Raw genomic sequence first — 17,809 nt, forward strand, 5'->3', positions numbered from 1 at the left:
TGAAACAGCAAGGGAGAGCCTACCCCTCGGAACCGCTCGGATCGGAGGCGTCGTCGTCGAGATCGTCGATATCCACGTCGTCGGCCTCGTTTTCTTTTTTGCGGCTCTTTTTGCCCTTCTTCGTTACCGCTACGGCCGACACACGGTCATCGTCGGCCACATTCATGATGCGCACGCCCTGGGTCGATCGGCCTTGCATCGTAATTCCCGACACCGCCGTGCGCACAACCACGCCTTCCTCGGACATGATCATGACCTCATCGTCTTCGTTGACGATCTTCGTATCAATCAGCAGGCCCTTCTTCGCCGTCATATTGATGGTGAACACGCCTTGGCCGCCGCGATGCTGGTCGGGATATTCCGATACTTCCGTGCGCTTGCCGTAACCACGCTCGGTAAGAACCAGGAGGCAGGCATCGTCGTGGGCGATTTCCAATCCCAGCGCGGTTGCTCCGGCGGAAAGCGTGATACCGCGCACGCCCATGGTATCTCGTCCCATCGGACGCGCTTCCGATTCATCCCACTTGATAGCCTTGCCGGCAGTGCTGGCCATCAGCACCTTGTCTCCTTCAGAAACGCGCTTCACCGCGATAAGGGTATCGTTGTCCTTGAGGTTGATGGCGATCAGGCCGTCTTTGCGCGTGCGATCGTACAGCGCCATCGAGGTCTTCTTCACCATACCCTGAGACGTGGCGAACATCAGGTACTCATCTTCGGGGAAGTCCTTGGTTGCGATGACGGCCGAAATAACCTCCCCCTTCTCAAGCGGCAAAAGGTTCACGATAGCCGTCCCGCGGGCGTGGCGGGATGCTTCGGGAAGCTCGTACACCTTCAGGCGGTACACCTTGCCCTTCGACGAGAAGAACAGCATGTAGGAATGAGTGGATGCGACGAAGATATGATCGACGTAATCGTTATCCTTCAGGTTTACGGCCTGGGTGCCTTTGCCCCCGCGCTTCTGAGAACGGTACGTCGCAACGGGAAGGCGCTTGATGTAGCCGGCCTTCGTTACCGTTACTACCATGCTCTCGTCGGCGATAAGGTCCTCGACGTTGATGTCCTTGGCCTCTCCCCCGATCATAGTGCGGCGGGGAGTACCGAAACGCTCCTTGATTTCCTGCATCTCCTCTTTGATGATGCTGCGAAGCAGTACGTTGTCAGACAGGACGCGCTTGAAATACTCGATGCGCTCGCGCAGTTCGGCAAGCTCTTCCTCGAGTTTCGCCCGCTCCATGCCCGTTAAACGACGCAGACGCATCTGGAGAATGGCTTCAGCCTGCTTGTCGCTTAGCGAAAAGCGTTCCATCAAACGAGAGCTCGCCTCGGCATCGGTCTGAGACGAGCGGATGATGGCGATAACCTCGTCGATGTTATCGAGCGCGATGAGGTAGCCCTCAAGGATATGGGCGCGCTCTTCGGCTTTTGCAAGCTCGTAGCGGGTGCGACGGGTAATGACGTCTTCCTGGTGGGAAATATAGTGATGCAGCACTTCTTTAAGGGAAAGAACGCGAGGGACGCCGTCGACCAGCGCCAGCATGATCACACCGAAGCCCACTTGCAGCTGGGTGTGCTTGTACAGTTTGTTCAGCACCACTTCGGGAATAGCATTCTGCTTGAGATCGATGATGATATCGATACCGTGGCGATCCGCGCCATCGTGGATGTTGCTGATCTCGGGAAGCTTCTTATCCCTTACCAACTCACCCAGCTTCTCAAGCAGGCGCTGACGGTTCACCTGATAGGGAATCTCTTTGATAACAAGTTGGCTGCGGCCCTGTTTGGTTTCTTTGATCTGGCATTTTGCGCGGATAGAAAGAGACCCGCGACCCGTTTCGTAAGCATCGCGGATACCTTTCGAACCCATGATGGTCGCACCGGTCGGAAAATCAGGGCCGGGCATGACCTGCATAAGCTCGTCAACGGTGACATCGGGATTATCGATCATCATGCAGGTGGCGTCGATAGCCTCCCCCAGATTATGGGGAGGGATGTTCGTTGCCATGCCGACCGCGATACCGGCCGACCCATTTACCAGAAGGTTCGGGAACCGGGCGGGAACTACGACGGGCTCTTCCAAGCTCTCGTCGTAGTTAGGTTGAAAGTCAACCGTTTCCTTATCCAAGTCGCGCAGCAGCTCCATTGCCGCCTTATCCAAACGCGCTTCGGTGTAACGCATAGCCGCGGCGGAATCGCCATCGATCGAGCCGAAGTTTCCGTGGCCATCGACCAGGGGAACGCGCATCGAAAACGACTGAGCCAAACGTACCATGGTGTCGTAAACGGCCGAGTCTCCATGGGGGTGGTACTTACCGATCACATCGCCGACGGTACGGGCTGATTTCATATGGGGACGGCTGGGGGTGTAACCCGATTCGTTCATAGCATAGAGAATGCGGCGATGAACAGGCTTCAAACCGTCGCGTACATCGGGCAGCGCACGCGAGACGATAACGCTCATGGAGTACTCCAGGAACGAATTCTGCATTTCCTTTCCCAGGTAAGCGCTGCGCACGATGGTTCCTTCCCCACCGTTCGCACCTTCGATGATCTCCCCGTGGGGGCGCTCGAGACCGGTCTTGTCATCAGCTGTTTCCGACGGCTCTGCTCCCACAGACTGCCCATCGGTCTGGAACTCGGAAGCATCCGAAACGTCGTTGCGCTCGTCCGCGTCGTTATTGAATTCTTCGCTCATAAAGAAAGCTCCTTAGATATCGAGGAAGCGGACATCGCGGGCATGCGACTGAATGAAATCGCGGCGCGGTTCAACCTTGTCGCCCATCAGATCGGTCACCGCGCGTTCGGCTTCGGCGGCGTCATCGATGTTCACCTGAAGAAGCGTTCGGGTGGCGGGCTCCATGGTGGTTTCCCACAATTGCTCGGGATCCATCTCTCCCAGACCCTTGTAACGCTGAACCGTCCATTTGTCGGGATCATCGTATTCAGCCAACGTGGAGCCAAGCGCCTTTTCGTCGTAAATGTAGCGATCGATTTTGGTCGAGCGTGAGTTTTTGCGCTTGATGCCGAAGATGGGTGGCTGGGCGATGTAAATGTAACCGCGATTGATAAGCTCGGGCATGTAGCGATAGAAGAACGTAAGCAGCAAACAGCGGATATGGGCACCGTCCACATCGGCATCGGTCATAATGATGATGCGATGGTAGCGAGCCTTATCAGGATCGAAATCAGCGCCGATATTGGTACCGATAGCGGTGATCAGCGAACTGATCGTATCAGAGGAAAGCGACCGATGAAGACCGGCGCGCTCGACGTTGAGGATCTTGCCGCGCAGGGGAAGAATCGCCTGGTGCTTTCGATCGCGCGCCTGTTTAGCCGATCCACCTGCGGAATCGCCCTCGACGATAAAAATTTCGGATTCCGTGGGATCCTTACTGGAACAATCGGCCAGCTTACCCGGTAAAGCGAAAGAATCCAACACGTTTTTGCGGCGCGTCATCTCGCGGGCGCGGCGCGCGGCTTCGCGCGCCTTCAAAGCGGACGAGGCCTTATCGACGATGCGCCGGGCCGGCGCGGGGTTTTCCTCAAGGAACTCCGCAAGACCCTGAGTAATAGCGTTTTGAACGAGCGGGCGGATCTCGGTATTGCCCAGTTTTGTCTTGGTTTGTCCCTCGAACTGGGGATCGTGAAGCTTAACCGAGATAACGGCCGCCAAACCCTCGCGCGTGTCGTCGCCCGAAAGATTGGAATCCTTCTCTTTCAGAAGCCCCTTCGTGCGCGCGTACTCGTTCAGCGTGCGCGTCAATCCCTGCTTGAAACCTTCAAGATGGGTGCCGCCCTCGTGAGTGTTGATGTTGTTGGCAAACGCCATCACCGAATTGGTGGAATACGACGTAGACCACTGCATCGCAACCTCGACGGTTCCATCGGAGTTGTCTGCCGCAAAATAAATGGGTTTGTTCAGGGTTTCTTTGCCCTCATTGATGAATTTGACGAAGTCGATAAGACCGTTATCGAATTTGAACACCTCTTTGCGGTATGAAACGGCCTCCCCTTCAACGGGGGCCACCGTTGCGCGTTCATCGATAAGCTCGATCTTCAACCCCTTGTTCAGGAAGGCCATCTCACGGAAACGGGCCTGAAGCGTTTGGTAGTCGTACACCGTGGTCTCGGTAAATACCTCGGGGTCGGGCCAGAACGTAACTGTCGTTCCATTATGCTTCGAGGTTCCGATTTCATGCAGTTTCTCGACGGTCTTGCCGCGTTCGAAGGAAATGGCGTATTCCTTGCCATCACGGCGAACCTGCACCTCGACGCGCTTCGACAAGGCATTCACAACCGAAATGCCCACACCGTGAAGCCCGCCGGACACTTTATACCCGCCTCCGCCGAACTTGCCACCGGCATGAAGGATCGTCAGAACAACCTCGACGGTGGGGATCTTTTCTTTAGGGTGCTTGTCTACGGGGATGCCGCGGCCGTTATCAACAACCGTAATAGAGTTATCCTGATGAATGATCACCTGAATATGGTCGCAAAAACCAGCGAGCGCTTCGTCGACGGAATTATCGACAACCTCGTACACCAGATGATGCAAACCGCGCGGGCCGGTGGACCCAATATACATACCGGGACGCTTGCGAACGGCTTCAAGCCCTTCGAGCACCTGGATCTCCGACCCACTGTAGTTCTCGGAAGATTCTGCCACGGAATCGCTCCTTCGTTCACTTTTCGGATATGGGAAAACAAAATGCAGACACTATCGCCAAGCTCTGAATGCAAAAACCCGCGCGTCTGCAGCCAACCCAACATACTTAGCTTCCAATATACCATTATAGAGGGATGATTAGTTGATTCTGAATAGGGTCTACACGCCTTACAATGCGTTGTAAGACCTTGGTTGGAACTTAGTTGGAAGTTTTTCCCATTTTGGTAGAAAAATCAGCAACCATAGCTTTTCCAAGAGCCGAGCGCACTCGGTCGTTCTGCACTCCGGCAATTTTTTCCTCGATGGCCAAGCGCTGGACTTGAGAAAGAGCCCTAACCTGTCTAACCTGCGTTTCCCTATTCTCAACATGAGCAAACGGATGCCTGTACCGCTGTGTTCCACGTGAAACATGGATATCGAACGTCCCAAGGTTTTCGCCGTACATTTTCAGAAACATCAGCTTCATCATTTCTCGCTGCGCATTCAGCTCGGCGGCGAAGATGCTTTCATCAACGTAGACGCTGAATTTCTTCTCATCGCCCTCGCGCGTTATATACACCGCATTGACATGCCTGAGAATCAAGTCGGCGGCATCCGGGTAAACGCGGGTAACCACCCCTTTGAAGCACGATTGAACGTGAGCAACGCGTGCATGGAGGCGCGCTTGGGAGGGATCGCCTCCGAACGAAGCGATAGCTGCGGTAACCTCGGATGAAAACTTTCTCATCGGTTACTCCGATCCTGCTAGGGGAAGCTGAATCACCGTGGCTTTCTCGAGAAAATCAGCGTCAAAATAATCGCAATGCGTTGCGGTGATAAAAATCTGAAGCCCCCGATCGACGAATTCGAGCAGGGCCCGTCGGCGCGGGCCGTCGAGTTCGCTCATAACATCATCAAGCAGCAATACGGGATGGCTTCCAAATGTCGCCTCCATCTGATCGACTTCAGCTATCTTCCAGGCAAGCACAACGCTTCGCTGCTGGCCTTGAGAAGCAAAATCGGAAACATCGGATCCGTCAAGGAAGAGGCGTATCTCATCAGCGTGCGGGCCTATCATGCTGCGTTTCCTTTGCAGCTCGAGCGGGCGTGCAGTCGCCAAGCGGCAGGCAAGCGCCTCCCTTAGATCATCACGCGAAACATCGATAGAGTCCGTGGAGTCGTTCGGATACGGCAAAACGTCTTCGGTCTTTTCCAGCCTGTTCCACGAGTATCGATACGTCGCCGTGAGAAGTTCCCGCGCATCTGATATTCGTCCGTAATTAACCTGCGCATACCGCATGAGGTTCGAAAACAGATTGATACGGTAGAACATAAGCTGCGCGCCGCAATTAACCAGCATCTCATCGATGCTGTCAAGCATTCCCCGCGTATAAGAGTCATCCTTCAAAAGGCGGTTCTTGTTCTGAACCAGCTTGTCGTAGTCCTTTTTTACATTTTGGTAGCTCTGGGATATCTGAGCGCCCAGATCATCGATCGCCGATCTCTTCACCTGGGACGAGCCTTTGGAAAATTCGAGATGGTCGGGGGCGAAACATACCGAGGGGACGATGCCCCTCATATCGGCGGACGTCTTCTTCTTCCCATTTAGGAAATACGACCGCTGACCAGGTTTCAGGTCCAGCCTCAAATCAAGCGACCGGGACGCATTCGCCGCACATGCGCGAACCGAACCCGCTTGCGCGCCGTGGCCGATCAGTTGGGACAAGGGAGGATGCTTGAATGAAACCAGCGACGTCATCATCTGGATCGCTTCGAGAATATTGGTCTTTCCCGCAGCGTTGCGCCCTACGATAAGAACGAGGTCGGAATCGAATTCCAGTTCGAGCCGGTGCCAACTCCTGAAATCGAACAGGGATATGTTCGCTATTTTGAGAGACATGCCGAACTACGACAAACGCACGGGCATAACCAGATACAGATAGTCCCCAGAGCTCGTATCCTTGAAAATGCCCGGTTTCATCGAACCCTGCAACTCCAGCGCCACGCTCTCGCTCGGAGCCGAGTTGAGGCCCTCTCCCACATAAGAGCTGTTGAAAGCTATCTCACACGATTCTCCCTCAACCTGGGCCGGCACAACCTCCTGAGTGGACCCGACATCCTGCCTTACCGAAGAAACAGTGATGATCTGGGCTTCGGGGCTGATGCTGAAGCGAACCGATGAACCAGACGAACCAAGCAGGGCCGCGCGCTTCACCGCCGCCGCAAGCGCGGCCGTATCGACCACCGCGCGCGTGGCGTGAGACGAAGGTAGAAGCTGTTTGTAGTTGGGATACTTTCCCTCGATGCGTCTGTTCACAAACGACGTTCCCTTATAGGACACCACGATCTGATTTTCGGCCAAGGCGATGGAAATATCGTCACCCGATTTGGGCAAAGCCGCTAATTCCGCAACGAACGCACCTGAAACAACCGCCGAAAACGCGGTCTCCCCCCGGTCGGACAGGCGCTGAGTTACCGAAAGACGGTATGAATCTGTGGCAACCATCTTCAACATGCCGTCCTCGAGGGTTATGAGGACGCCCGTGAGGATCGGACGGCTATCATCGCGAGAAACCACGTTCGAGACCTTCTTCGCCATAGTCGAGAAGGTCTCGAACGGGATGCTGATTTGCTGGTCGGTTTCGACGAACGGGAATCCGGGCCAATCCTGAGCATTCAGGCTTTTGATGGAAAAAGATGAGTTATCGCAGGTGATGGTAGCCGTCTCGCTGTCTGTGGAGATATGGACCGCAGCATCGGGCAGGCTTTTCACAATATCGACAAGCAGTTTCCCGGGCAGCACGGCCGCGCCGGCTTCCTCGACGAGTGCAGTGCAGGTGAATTGGATCGAAAGATCGAGATCAGTTGTTTGAAACACGATACTGTCATGATGGGCCTCGAGATATATCCCTGCCAGGATGGGAAGGGTCGAGCGCGCAGAAACGCCTTTCTGGACGATCGAGAGCGCGTTGCCCAGCTCTGCTTGGTTGATCGAGAATTTCATAGCGCGTTCCCCTGTCACGTTCGACGGTGTTTCCGGATAGACGATTATACGACCATTGACCCTTAGAAAACCTTGCGGTTTCATCGGGCTCGCTGACCCTCTCTACTCTGCTTCTATCTTCTTTTTATAAAACAGATAGTTGTAGTAATAAGGGCTATCGAATTGTTGAAAGCTTAGATTTTTCCCAGTTAGACACGGATATTCGCATACCGAGAAAAAGTTTGCAATCACGGCAGCATTTTCAACCTGTTTTATTGATTACGTTATCTCTCCGCAGAAAATCTCGGTTTCCCACCGTTTTTCACGGAGCTATGATCTTGTTTTAAAGATTAAATGTTTCTAATGATCTTCTTAATCGTTTCGACTTCTTCCTGGACGATGCGTTCCTTGGAGAATCGGGATTCGACATCGTTTACCGCGTACATGACCGTCGCGTGGTCTCGGTTTCCAAAAGCAACGCCAACCTGGGCAAAGGGGATGTCGAGCATTTCCCGTGAAAGATACATGCACATTTTTCGGGCGTATGAGATATCCCTGGTTCGTTTCGGACCCACCAGGTCGGTATGTGACACGCGGTAATACTCCTCGCATGCCTTTTGGATGTCTTCTATGGTGGTTTTCTTCATCGCGCCGCCGGAGAAGTGATCTTCAAGGAGCCGGCGTACATCGGGGATGCCGATCACATCGTTTTCGAACGCCTCTATGCTCGCGAGAACCTTGGTCACGGCACTTTTAAGCTCGCGTATGTTCGAGCTGGAGTTTTCGGCGATGTAGTTTTGAACCTCATCGGACAGCGATGCCGTCGATTCGGGGTTCATGTCCTCGTAGTCCCTTATGAAGTTGCGGATGATGCTGAGTTTGGTCTCCACTTCGGGCGGTTGGATATCGAACGTCCCGCCGGAGTTGAATCGGCTGATGTAGCGCTGGTCCATGTCGATGTTGGACGGTGCGCGATCGGCCGAGAGGATGACCTGGTACCCCTTTTCGATCCGGTTGTTCATGATCTGGAAGAACAGGTCGAGGGTCTGCTTTTTGCCTTGGAGCTGCTGAACGTCGTCGAGCAGCATGACATCGGCCTGTTCGTACTTGTTTTGGAAGTTGCGGTAGCTCTGCTTGTTCCGGTCTTGTTCGGCTCCCGCATCGACGTACTGGTTCACGAACGACGCGGCATCGACGTACACGCATTCCAGATGCGGCATATTCACTTCGATGTAGTTTTCTATGGCTCTGATGAGGTGCGTTTTCCCCAAACCCGACTGGCCGTAGATGAACAGCGGGTTCATTCTCGTCCCGCCGGGGTTCTCGGCTACGGAGACCGCCATCGAATAGGCGACGCGGTTCGAATCTCCGATCACGTAGTTCTCGAACGTGAACGCCGAAGAGCGACGCGGTTTTTCGATGATGGGAGCGGGTTGGCTTGGTTCGGCGACCACGGGAAGCGCCCTGCTTGCGGATTGCTCGGAACTTATCTGGGCGCTTGCCGAACGCATGGCGCGCTCCCGCGCCGCCTCGAGCGCGCTCATCACCGTAGAATTAGCGACGTTTGAAGTGGTCGTGGCGGGTTGGGGGGACTCTGCGCTGTTTGCAAGCAGCGCTGCGGCCGCGTGGTTCGCGGAATCTTCTGGCTTGGGCGTTTCGGTTCCCGCGGAAACGCCCATCGACGGCATCTGCGCGCCACCGGCATTCGATTGGGACGGATCGACCTCGACGAAAACCGTGTACTCTAGTCCATGCAAATCGCTAAGGGCCTGCTTTACCAGCGATACGTAGTGGGTTTCCACCCAGTTTCTAATGAACTCGTTGTCGGCGGTGAGCATAAGAAAACCCTCGCTCATAGCCTGAGGTTGCAGGCGGGAGAAAAACGCGTTCACCTGAGCCGTATCGACGCCGTCGTACGAGACGACCTTCGAACAGATTCGTCCCCATTCGCAGATAAGCTGTTCGCCGTCCATGTTCTATTCCTTCTCCTGCAGCCTTCGGGCGATGTCTTGGCCATATTCGGTGAGCTTTCGCTTTTTCGTTCCCGCAGGCTGCTCTATCAAAGCCAACTCCGTCAGCTTCGTCATGATTTTGTGGGTCGTTGAGTTCGCGGTATCGGTGTACGCGGACATCTCGGTCACGCCAAGAGGCCCCTCTACGAGGAATTGCTGCAAGAACAGCTCTTCCTTTTCGTTGAGAATAGGCATGGGCGCCTGTTTTGGCTCTTCGACGGCGCGTGCACCGTGGTCGCATTCGGCTTGGTTCGACGTCGAATCACGTTGAACGGCCGCTCTCAGAGAGCTCTCCTGGCTCTCCCCCGCCTTTGCGAGGCTGATGGTAACCACTGCCCCTGCTCCGATATTGTCCTCGATGAGAACCGTTCCATGTTCCCCTTCGAAATACTCTTTAACGATGGGAAGGCCCGATCCTACTCCTCTGATGTATTTTTTCATCGGTTCTTTAGCCGAAGAGAAACCGGGAAGCTGAGCTTTTTCGATGCTGGCTATACCGGGTCCCTGGTCGGCGAACCGGATGGTGTTGCCGTTGTCGAGGATGGAAACGACGGCTTCAGTAAAACGCGCGTGGATGAAGTTTTCCGACACCTCCTGGATAACGCTGAAGGGGATGGATCCGCCCAGTTGGCGTGCAAGCGTATAGGTCTGAGAGGCGATATCGGTTATGTATTCGTTCGTGGGAGCCGGCCTGATTTCGATCATGCGCGGTGCCGATCTTAGGTTGTCGTACACGGCGATCCGTGCAACGGCGTCGACGAAATCGTAATCGTCCCTATCGGTCGGAACGATCTGATCGGCTGCATCTCCCTTGTGATCGTTTGAAAAGTCGCTCATGTCCCGTTTGCTTTTCCGTTCCGTACCGTTTTCCCTGAAACTTTTAAAGAAGCCCCATTGTAGCGGCTTCTTTGTTAAAAAGCCGTTCCCACCATACGACAACTTTGCACTTATTCACTCTTTTTCTCAGGTGAAAGACTGCAAGTTGAAAATTCATCTCTTCATTTCACTCTATTTCACACTTTTTAACATTTTATTCATCATTTGTGGAAAAGAATGAAATTATGGGAAATACGAGGCGGAAAACATGATGAGGGGAATATTTGCGTTGAATAATGTTCAATGCCTGATGAACAAGGTGATCGTAGTTGCGATGAGGGTTGCTATTCGATTACGGGATTAAAACCACCTGCGGAAACGGGAAAGATACAGGGAATTATCGGCATCGGTATAAGAAAAACCCAGTTCAGATAGGTGTTTATTTTTTATAGCCGCAGTAACTGCTGTTCAAAAGCTATTTTGGAAAAACTGGTTTTTTGTATTGACTTTTCTGCTCTTCTAGCTTTTCCACATACTGACTTGCGCAAATAAAAAGTTTTCAACTTTTTCAACAACATATCTGTTGAAGATTAATAATCCACATCCGCCGAAAGATATTTTTCACTTCGTTTTTCATGAAAAGCGTTTCGGTGAGAAACGACGATTATCGCAATTGTGTCTTCAATAGCTGCTTGGCACCATATATGGGGTGTGCGAGTTGAATTTTTCCTCTTACCGGCTTTTTTGCAGATGAATCATGGATTTTGGTGCTGGAGCTCATAAAAGAGTGTATGTGAAAGTGATGAACGATTATAATTTCGCTTCTCTGGGCTTTTACTAGGAAGATAAGCGGTTGCTTGGTTTTCCGCTGAAGTTCGGAGGGGGAATGATTCAGCTTAGCTCTCTGTATGCAGGGAAACGAGCTGTTCGATGCTTTGTTGTTTCAGGGTAAGCCTGTATAATGCTCGGGTTGCTCTTGTCAGTATTGGAAGGAATGTCAATGAAACGCACCTATCAACCGAATACCCGTAAGCGGGCTAAGTGCCACGGCTTCCGTGCTCGCATGGCTACCAAGGGCGGCCGCCGCGTTCTTGCTGCTCGTCGCGCCAAGGGTCGTAAGCGTCTCACTGTCTAGAAACGAGTCTGGGTTGGATACCATAAAATCCAGCGCAGAAATCTCTTCTCTGTTCAAACAAGGAAGACGTTTTAGCACTCCTTACTTCACGCTTATAGCTTCGCGCACAAAAAGTCAGCACGGCCTGAAGGGTCGTGTTGCTTTTATTGCGGGGAAGAAGTCGGGTAATGCGGTGTGGAGGAACAAGGCGAAGCGGCGGTTGCGCAGCATTAGATTCGATGAATCTCCTGCCGGTTTCGATTGCGATGTCGTTTTGCTGGCAAAAACCCGCATAACCGCTTCTTCCTACGATGAAGTGAAGGCCGCCTATCGGGATGTGCTGAAAAAAGCTCGTTTGGAACAGCGGGTTTAACGTTGATAGCAAGGTTGGGACATATCGTCATGCGATTGCCTTCCAATCTTGCTATTTTTCTTATCGTCGCCTATAGAGCCGTGATCTCGCCTTTGTTTCCTGGTTGCTGTCGTTTTGAGCCGACGTGTTCGCAATACGGAATCATCGCGTTCAAGAGATTCGGGTTTTGGAAGGCGCTCGGTTTGACGACCCGACGTATTTTGAAATGCCGGCCCGGAGGTCCTCATGGGTATGACCCAGTACCCGAGGATGTTCCAAGATCCCATTAAGGAATCATTTTATGTGGGAAGCGTTTAAGAATCTCGTTTTCGATCTGATTCACTTTTTCTATTCCGTTGCAGGCGACTGGGGTATGGCGATCCTCATCGTCACGCTTATCCTTCGCGTCATCATCTCCCCGCTTACGCATGCTTCGACGAAATCTTCCTACCAAATGCAGAAGATTCAGCCGAAGTTACAGGAGCTTCAGGCTAAATATGCCGATGACCAGCCACGTTTGCAGGAAGAGATGCAGAAGCTCTATGCGGAGGCAAAATTCAACCCTCTTACGGGATGCTTGCCCATGTTCCTGCAGATGCCCATCTTCATCGCGCTGTTCCAGGTTCTCAACGAAATGTCTGCTCGTTTGGGCGATGTAAACTACTCGTTCTATCATCTCGTTCCCAACCTCATCACCAGTCCTTCGGTTGCTTTGGGCGAAGGGTTCGGATCGTTTATTCCCTACTCCATTCTTCTCGTGGTATTCGCCGGCGCAACGTTTGCGCCCATGGTTTTGATGCAGCTGAACCAGAAGAATAGCTCTCAGCGTACGCAGATGCTGGTCATGTCGGCATTCATGACCGTGTTCATGCTCTGGATCGGCTGGAGTTCTCCTGCCGGTGTTTTGCTGTACTGGGGACTCTCTTCGCTTATCGGCGTCGCGCAGCAGCAGATATCCATGAAGATCATGAAGGACCGCGATGCGCGCCTTGAAGCTGAAAAGGAAGATGAACCGGTTGCTATCGAAGTGATCCGCAAAGAAAAGAAAAAACGCCCCACCAAGAAGCGCTAAATGGTACTGTTTCACGTGAAACATTCGCGAAGCGCTGATTTGGATCAAGCAAGAGGAGCATTCGATGGAAAACGAAATCCAAGAAGATGTAGTTAAAGAAGGTATTCCCCGCTTTGAAAAAGAGCCCGTTGACGAGCGTATGGATCTCACCGACGAAGAGCTTGATCATGTTGCGGATACCGCGATCGCTTCACTGAAACAAATTTTGAAGCATTTCGATGTCGGCGAAGTCACCATCGATGAATACGATGGAGACGAAGGCGAGCTCATTCTCGATATTACAGGCGACGATCTTGCCGTTCTGATCGGACGTCATGGTCGAACGCTTGAGGCTCTTCAGTTTATCGTTTCCGCTTTGACGGTTCGCCAGATTGGCTTCAGGTTCCCCGTTATCGTCGATATCGAAGGTTATAAGAACCGCCAACGTCAGAAACTAGAAGCGCTTGCGCGATCATCTGCTAAGAAGGCGGCTTATAACGGTAGAAGCGTGAAGCTTCGCCCTATGAGTCCGTACGAGCGCCGCATCATTCATGTTGCGTTGAGGGATGATGATCGAGTTCGAACCGCTTCGGAAGGTGAAGGGCCTGCGCGGCATATCGTTATTCTGCCTGTGAAGTAACTGCCCGATAGAAGCGTTTGATACATGTGGGTATGCGAAAGACCTTCGGAAGCGGAGGTCTTTCTTGTATGATGACTTCCATTCCGCCGCTTTTACTGTTCATCATCGTTTCCAGGGGTTTTAAAATGGATAGCCATATAACAGAAGAGATGGCCGCTTTAATGCAGTCGCATCTTGAATTGGTTATCGAAGCAAATAAAACTACGAATCTCACGCGGATAGATTCCCTGGAAGACGGGATGCTCCTTCATGTTGAAGATTCTCTTGTAGGTTTGGAAGAGTGCTTATCTGCCCCCGAAGGCATGTATGCCGATCTTGGAACAGGGGGCGGATTTCCCGGCATCACCATTGCAATTGCTACGGGTCGTATAACCAAGTTGGTGGACACCAGAAGGAAGAAGACGGCTATTCTGGATGGAATAACCGAAAAGCTCGGTCTTACAGATTATATCTCTACGTATACCGGTCGCATCGAGGAGATGGCTTTGGAATATCCCAAAGCATTTTCCCTTATTACCGCCCGCGCCCTTGCCCGACTCTCGGTTCTTCTTGAGTTTGCGTCTCCTCTTTTGAAGCAAGGGGGTCGCTTGGTTTGCTATAAGGCTCAGGTTTCAGACGAAGAGCTAGGCCATGCGTTGGAAGTTCAGCGAACATTGGGAATGAACCTCGTTTCTCAGAGATCGGTGTATTTAAGCGACGGGGAAACATTCAGAACCATTCTTTCTTTCGAGAAGATAGGCAACCCTCGAATCAAGCTCCCTCGTCCGGTGAGTTTTGCTCAAAAAAAGCCTCTCTAGATCGCCCGGTCGGTTGTCTGAAGCTGCCGGTGAACCAAACGATAAAAGACGTGTTTCACGTGAAACACGCTATACTTGCATCGTATGATGAAAGGAGATCCCGTGGGTCTATTCGATGGTCTGAGGCTTAATAAGAAGACTGAAACCCTTCAAGAGCCCGAAAAAACTCCGACTCAGTTGAACGATGAAGCTGAGCGCGAGGTTATGGTCGATGAGGGTATGGTTATCGAACGCATGGAAGTGGTCGAGAGGCCTACGGATGTAGAAGAGGTATCTTCCCTGGAGGAAGAAGTCGCCTATAAGGAGCTGAAATCCTATAAGGATAAAAAACCGGTCAAGCACGTGATCGGTCAGACGAAGATCTTTGCGATCATCAACCAAAAAGGCGGCGTCGGGAAATCAACGACAGCCGTTAACCTAGCGGCTGCTTTGGGAGAGCAGGGCAAACAGGTTCTCCTGATCGATCTTGATCCGCAGGGTAATGCGACAAGCGGCTTGGGAATCAATAAAGCCGAAATCGACCGATGCATTTACGACGTGCTTCTTAACGATGTTCAGATCGAGGATATTATCATTCCGGATATAACCGAAGGGCTGGATCTTGCCCCGGCGACGATTAATCTGGCTGGTGCGGAAGTCGAGTTGGTATCGGAAATGGCTCGCGAAAACAGGCTGCGCGACACAGTTGGAAGACTGCGTGGGAAATACGACTACATTTTGATCGATTGCCCTCCGTCGCTCGGATTGCTTACGGTGAATGCTTTGGTTGCCGCAGATAAACTTGTTATTCCAATCCAGTGCGAGTTTTATGCGCTGGAAGGCGTGACAAAACTTCTCGATTCGATGAAACGTGTCAAATCTCGTCTCAATCCCTCGTTGGATATCTATGGGATTCTTCTTACCATGTACGATGGTCGTACAACGCTTGCGAAACAAGTTGCCGGCGAGGTGAGAAGCTTTTTCGGGAAACAGGTGTTCGAGACCGTTATCCCCCGCACGGTAAAGTTGTCCGAGGCTCCCAGCTATGGCATTCCCATCACCCAGTACGATCCTGCTGGGAAGGGAGCCCAGTCGTATTCTGATCTTGCGAAAGAAGTGGTGAAGCGTGGCTAAGAGCAAAGGAGGGCTTGGTCGGGGGTTGAACTCCCTTCTAGGCGGAGTGGGCATTGAAACGTCTAACGAGGTCCCAGGGCGCCAGCGCGTCGAAATGGAAAGCAGGGAAAACCAACAGGTCGAAGAACCGCCCGCCCCTGCCCTTTCAAGCGAAGTTTCCGAAGAGGACTTCCTCAACGAAGATCGCATCACCATCAAAAGCGTAACGGCTCGCGAGGTATCTGACAAACCGGTTATCGAGCATATCCAGGTGCAGGAAGAGCCTCGTGAAACGATTCATACGCGTAGGGAGGCGGACGAACCCGGAACCTCGAATAGGGAAGTGGATATCGAAAAGGTTGTTCCGAATCCCGACCAGCCGCGTACCAGTTTCAAAAAGGAAGAGCTTGAAGAGTTGGCCGAATCTATTAAGTCGAACGGCCTTCTTCAGCCGGTTTTAGTGCGTCCGGCGGCAGGCGGCACGTACCAGATCATTGCGGGCGAGCGTCGATACCAGGCATCGCTTTTACTGGGCGCTTCAAAACTTCCCATCCGTATCAAAGAAGCCGATGATGATAAAGCCCTCGAGCTTGCCCTTATCGAGAACATTCAACGAAGCGATCTGAATCCTATCGAAGAGGCGTATGGATATCGTCGCATGATGGAGCATGGAAGCCTGACCCAATCCGAAGTTGCCCAGGCGGTATCGAAGGGTCGCTCTACTATTGCGAACGCGTTGCGTTTGCTCGAGCTTCCCGAAGATGCCCAGCAGTTGCTGTTCGAAGAGAAGATCACGGCGGGCCATGCTCGGGCTATTCTCTCGGTTCCCGATGAGGAAGGTCGTAGGAAGCTGACCGAGAAACTGGTGGCCGAAAAACTTTCGGTGCGTGAGACCGAAGCTCTTGCGAGGCTCATGTCCGGTAAGAAGGAGTCTTCTACGTCAACGCGCGTTCCGGTTCCCAAATCTTTCAAACGCGTTGCGCGTTCCTTAAGGAACTCTCTTCATACCAACGTGCGCGTGAAGACGGTCAAAGGGAAAAACAAGATTGAAATCGAGTTCAAGGACGAAGAAGATCTGGAGAGGTTGTTCAAGGAGCTTTCCAATCAAAATCATTCGGCTTAGTTTCCGTATTTAAAAAACCGCCCGTTAGAATCGATTCTAACGGGCGGTTTTGATATTAATCGTGTAGCAAGTCAAAAAACAAAAACTAGGCCTTTAAAACTGAATTGGCAAGCTGTCCGCACGCACCGTCGATATCAGCGCCCCGAGATTGCCTTACCGTCGCGTTAATTCGGTTGCGTTCCAATTCACCGGTCCATCGTTCCAAAGTTTTTCGCGAGACCGGTCTGAAGGGTGAATCGGAGATCGGATTCAGCATGATGAGGTTCACATGGCACAGAAGACCCTTGCAGAAGCGAACGAGGCGATGCAGCTCCTGATCATCGTCGTTGGTTCCTTCGATAAGCGCGTATTCTAAAGAGACTCGCCTCCCTGTTTCTTTGGAATACGATTTAAGGGCGTCTCTCAAATCGGATAGAGGGAATCTTGCTAATTCGGGCATGATGAGATCACGCGTATTCTGATGAGCGCTATGGAGGGAAACGGCCAGCGTGAACTGTTCGGGTTCTAAGGTAAAGCTTTCTATTTTTGGAATTATCCCGCACGTTGACACCGTGATGCGCCGCGCTCCAATATCGAGGAGTTTCCCATGGTTCAGAATGCGCAGCGCTCCCATGAGGTTGCGATAGTTTGCAAAGGGTTCCCCTTGGCCCATAACCACCACGTTGGATATGCGCTGCCCGAAATCTTCGCCTACGACATTGATTTGGTCGACGATTTCCCCTGGAAGAAGGTTGCGCCTCAGCCCCTGTTTCCCCGTAGCGCAGAAAAGACACCCCATGGCGCATCCCGCCTGGCTCGAGCAGCAGACCGTGAGTCGGCCATCATCGGAAGGTATCCCCACCGTCTCGACCAATGTGCCGTCCATCAATTCGAGGAGGTACTTTCGCGTGCCGTCATGCGAGACCTGACGATCCGCTATTGTCGGAAAGGTAAACGGATAAGCCAACGCAAGCTGTGAACGGAGAGCCGAAGGAAGGTTGGTCATCTCGTCGAACGAGCGCACGCGCTTCACGTACAGCCACGAGGCAATCTGCATCGCCCTGAATTTCGGGATGCCTCTGTGCTCAAGCGTTTGCCCAAGATCGGGAAGAGAGAATTGTTTGATCGAGTTTTCCATGATCAGATTATAAGGGAGACTGTGTTTCACGTGAAACGTACAGAAGGAAAAGGATGTAATTACCTGGTCG

At 52.4% G+C, this 17,809-nt stretch carries 16 protein-coding genes; 8 read left to right on the forward strand and 8 right to left on the reverse strand.

All coding sequences use genetic code 11. From position 1 onward, the window contains the following. Positions 1–19: 19 nt before the first annotated feature. The 7 genes from gyrA to EIH26_RS02315 all read right to left on the reverse strand — a co-directional run bounded on the left by gyrA (position 20) and on the right by EIH26_RS02315 (position 10,474). Positions 20–2,692 (reverse strand): DNA gyrase subunit A, encoded by a 2,673-nt coding sequence (gene gyrA, locus EIH26_RS02285; RefSeq protein ID WP_124060575.1) that lies wholly within the window; start codon positions 2,690–2,692, stop codon positions 20–22. A gap of 12 nt (positions 2,693–2,704) precedes the next feature. Next, complete coding sequence (gene gyrB / locus EIH26_RS02290) at positions 2,705–4,663, reverse strand: DNA topoisomerase (ATP-hydrolyzing) subunit B (protein WP_124060576.1); 1,959 nt, start codon at positions 4,661–4,663, stop codon at positions 2,705–2,707. A gap of 199 nt (positions 4,664–4,862) precedes the next feature. Continuing rightward, on the reverse strand, positions 4,863–5,390 hold the full coding sequence (locus EIH26_RS02295) for a hypothetical protein (RefSeq protein WP_124060577.1): 528 nt from the start codon (positions 5,388–5,390) through the stop codon (positions 4,863–4,865). A gap of 3 nt (positions 5,391–5,393) precedes the next feature. Continuing rightward, complete coding sequence (locus EIH26_RS02300; protein WP_124060578.1) at positions 5,394–6,542, reverse strand: DNA replication/repair protein RecF; 1,149 nt, start codon at positions 6,540–6,542, stop codon at positions 5,394–5,396. Positions 6,543–6,548: 6 nt separating this feature from the next. Next, entirely contained in the window at positions 6,549–7,646 is a 1,098-nt protein-coding gene (dnaN, locus tag EIH26_RS02305; protein ID WP_124060579.1) for a DNA polymerase III subunit beta, read from the reverse strand. 329 nt (positions 7,647–7,975) lie between these two features. After that, positions 7,976–9,598, reverse strand: a complete 1,623-nt coding sequence (gene dnaA / locus EIH26_RS02310) for a chromosomal replication initiator protein DnaA (protein ID WP_124060580.1) — start codon at positions 9,596–9,598, stop codon at positions 7,976–7,978. Positions 9,599–9,601: 3 nt separating this feature from the next. After that, positions 9,602–10,474 carry an ATP-binding protein gene (locus EIH26_RS02315; protein ID WP_124060581.1) on the reverse strand — a complete coding sequence of 291 codons (873 nt, stop codon included), beginning with the start codon at positions 10,472–10,474 and terminating at the stop codon, positions 9,602–9,604. Positions 10,475–11,453: 979 nt separating this feature from the next. Here EIH26_RS02315 and rpmH point away from each other — a divergent pair. From rpmH to EIH26_RS02355, 8 genes are all read left to right on the forward strand, one after another. Then, positions 11,454–11,588, forward strand: coding sequence for a 50S ribosomal protein L34 (rpmH, locus tag EIH26_RS02320; RefSeq protein WP_082019850.1), 135 nt, complete (start codon positions 11,454–11,456; stop codon positions 11,586–11,588). 13 nt (positions 11,589–11,601) lie between these two features. Further along, the gene (gene rnpA / locus EIH26_RS02325; protein WP_124060582.1) at positions 11,602–11,940 is read left to right on the forward strand and encodes a ribonuclease P protein component; all 339 of its coding nucleotides are present in this window, start codon (positions 11,602–11,604) and stop codon (positions 11,938–11,940) included. 29 nt (positions 11,941–11,969) lie between these two features. Further along, positions 11,970–12,209: a membrane protein insertion efficiency factor YidD gene (gene yidD / locus EIH26_RS02330; RefSeq protein WP_124060583.1), complete on the forward strand. Its 240-nt coding sequence runs from the start codon at positions 11,970–11,972 to the stop codon at positions 12,207–12,209. 11 nt (positions 12,210–12,220) lie between these two features. Then, complete coding sequence (locus EIH26_RS02335; protein ID WP_124060584.1) at positions 12,221–12,991, forward strand: YidC/Oxa1 family membrane protein insertase; 771 nt, start codon at positions 12,221–12,223, stop codon at positions 12,989–12,991. Positions 12,992–13,055: 64 nt separating this feature from the next. Continuing rightward, positions 13,056–13,610, forward strand: a complete 555-nt coding sequence (locus EIH26_RS02340; protein WP_124060585.1) for a R3H domain-containing nucleic acid-binding protein — start codon at positions 13,056–13,058, stop codon at positions 13,608–13,610. Between the two features lie 68 nt (positions 13,611–13,678). Further along, positions 13,679–14,407: a 16S rRNA (guanine(527)-N(7))-methyltransferase RsmG gene (rsmG, locus tag EIH26_RS02345; protein ID WP_241152730.1), complete on the forward strand. Its 729-nt coding sequence runs from the start codon at positions 13,679–13,681 to the stop codon at positions 14,405–14,407. Positions 14,408–14,626: 219 nt separating this feature from the next. Beyond that, positions 14,627–15,520 (forward strand): ParA family protein, encoded by an 894-nt coding sequence (locus EIH26_RS02350; RefSeq protein WP_124061754.1) that lies wholly within the window; start codon positions 14,627–14,629, stop codon positions 15,518–15,520. After that, positions 15,513–16,622, forward strand: a complete 1,110-nt coding sequence (locus EIH26_RS02355) for a ParB/RepB/Spo0J family partition protein (protein ID WP_241152731.1) — start codon at positions 15,513–15,515, stop codon at positions 16,620–16,622. Before EIH26_RS02350 ends, EIH26_RS02355 begins: the two co-directional genes overlap by 8 nt. A gap of 85 nt (positions 16,623–16,707) precedes the next feature. Here the strand turns inward: EIH26_RS02355 and rlmN are convergent, their stop codons facing one another. After that, positions 16,708–17,739 carry a 23S rRNA (adenine(2503)-C(2))-methyltransferase RlmN gene (gene rlmN / locus EIH26_RS02360; protein WP_124060586.1) on the reverse strand — a complete coding sequence of 344 codons (1,032 nt, stop codon included), beginning with the start codon at positions 17,737–17,739 and terminating at the stop codon, positions 16,708–16,710. Positions 17,740–17,809: the final 70 nt, after the last annotated feature.

This window comes from Gordonibacter sp. Marseille-P4307 (assembly GCF_900604965.1).
Lineage (GTDB): Bacteria > Actinomycetota > Coriobacteriia > Coriobacteriales > Eggerthellaceae > Berryella.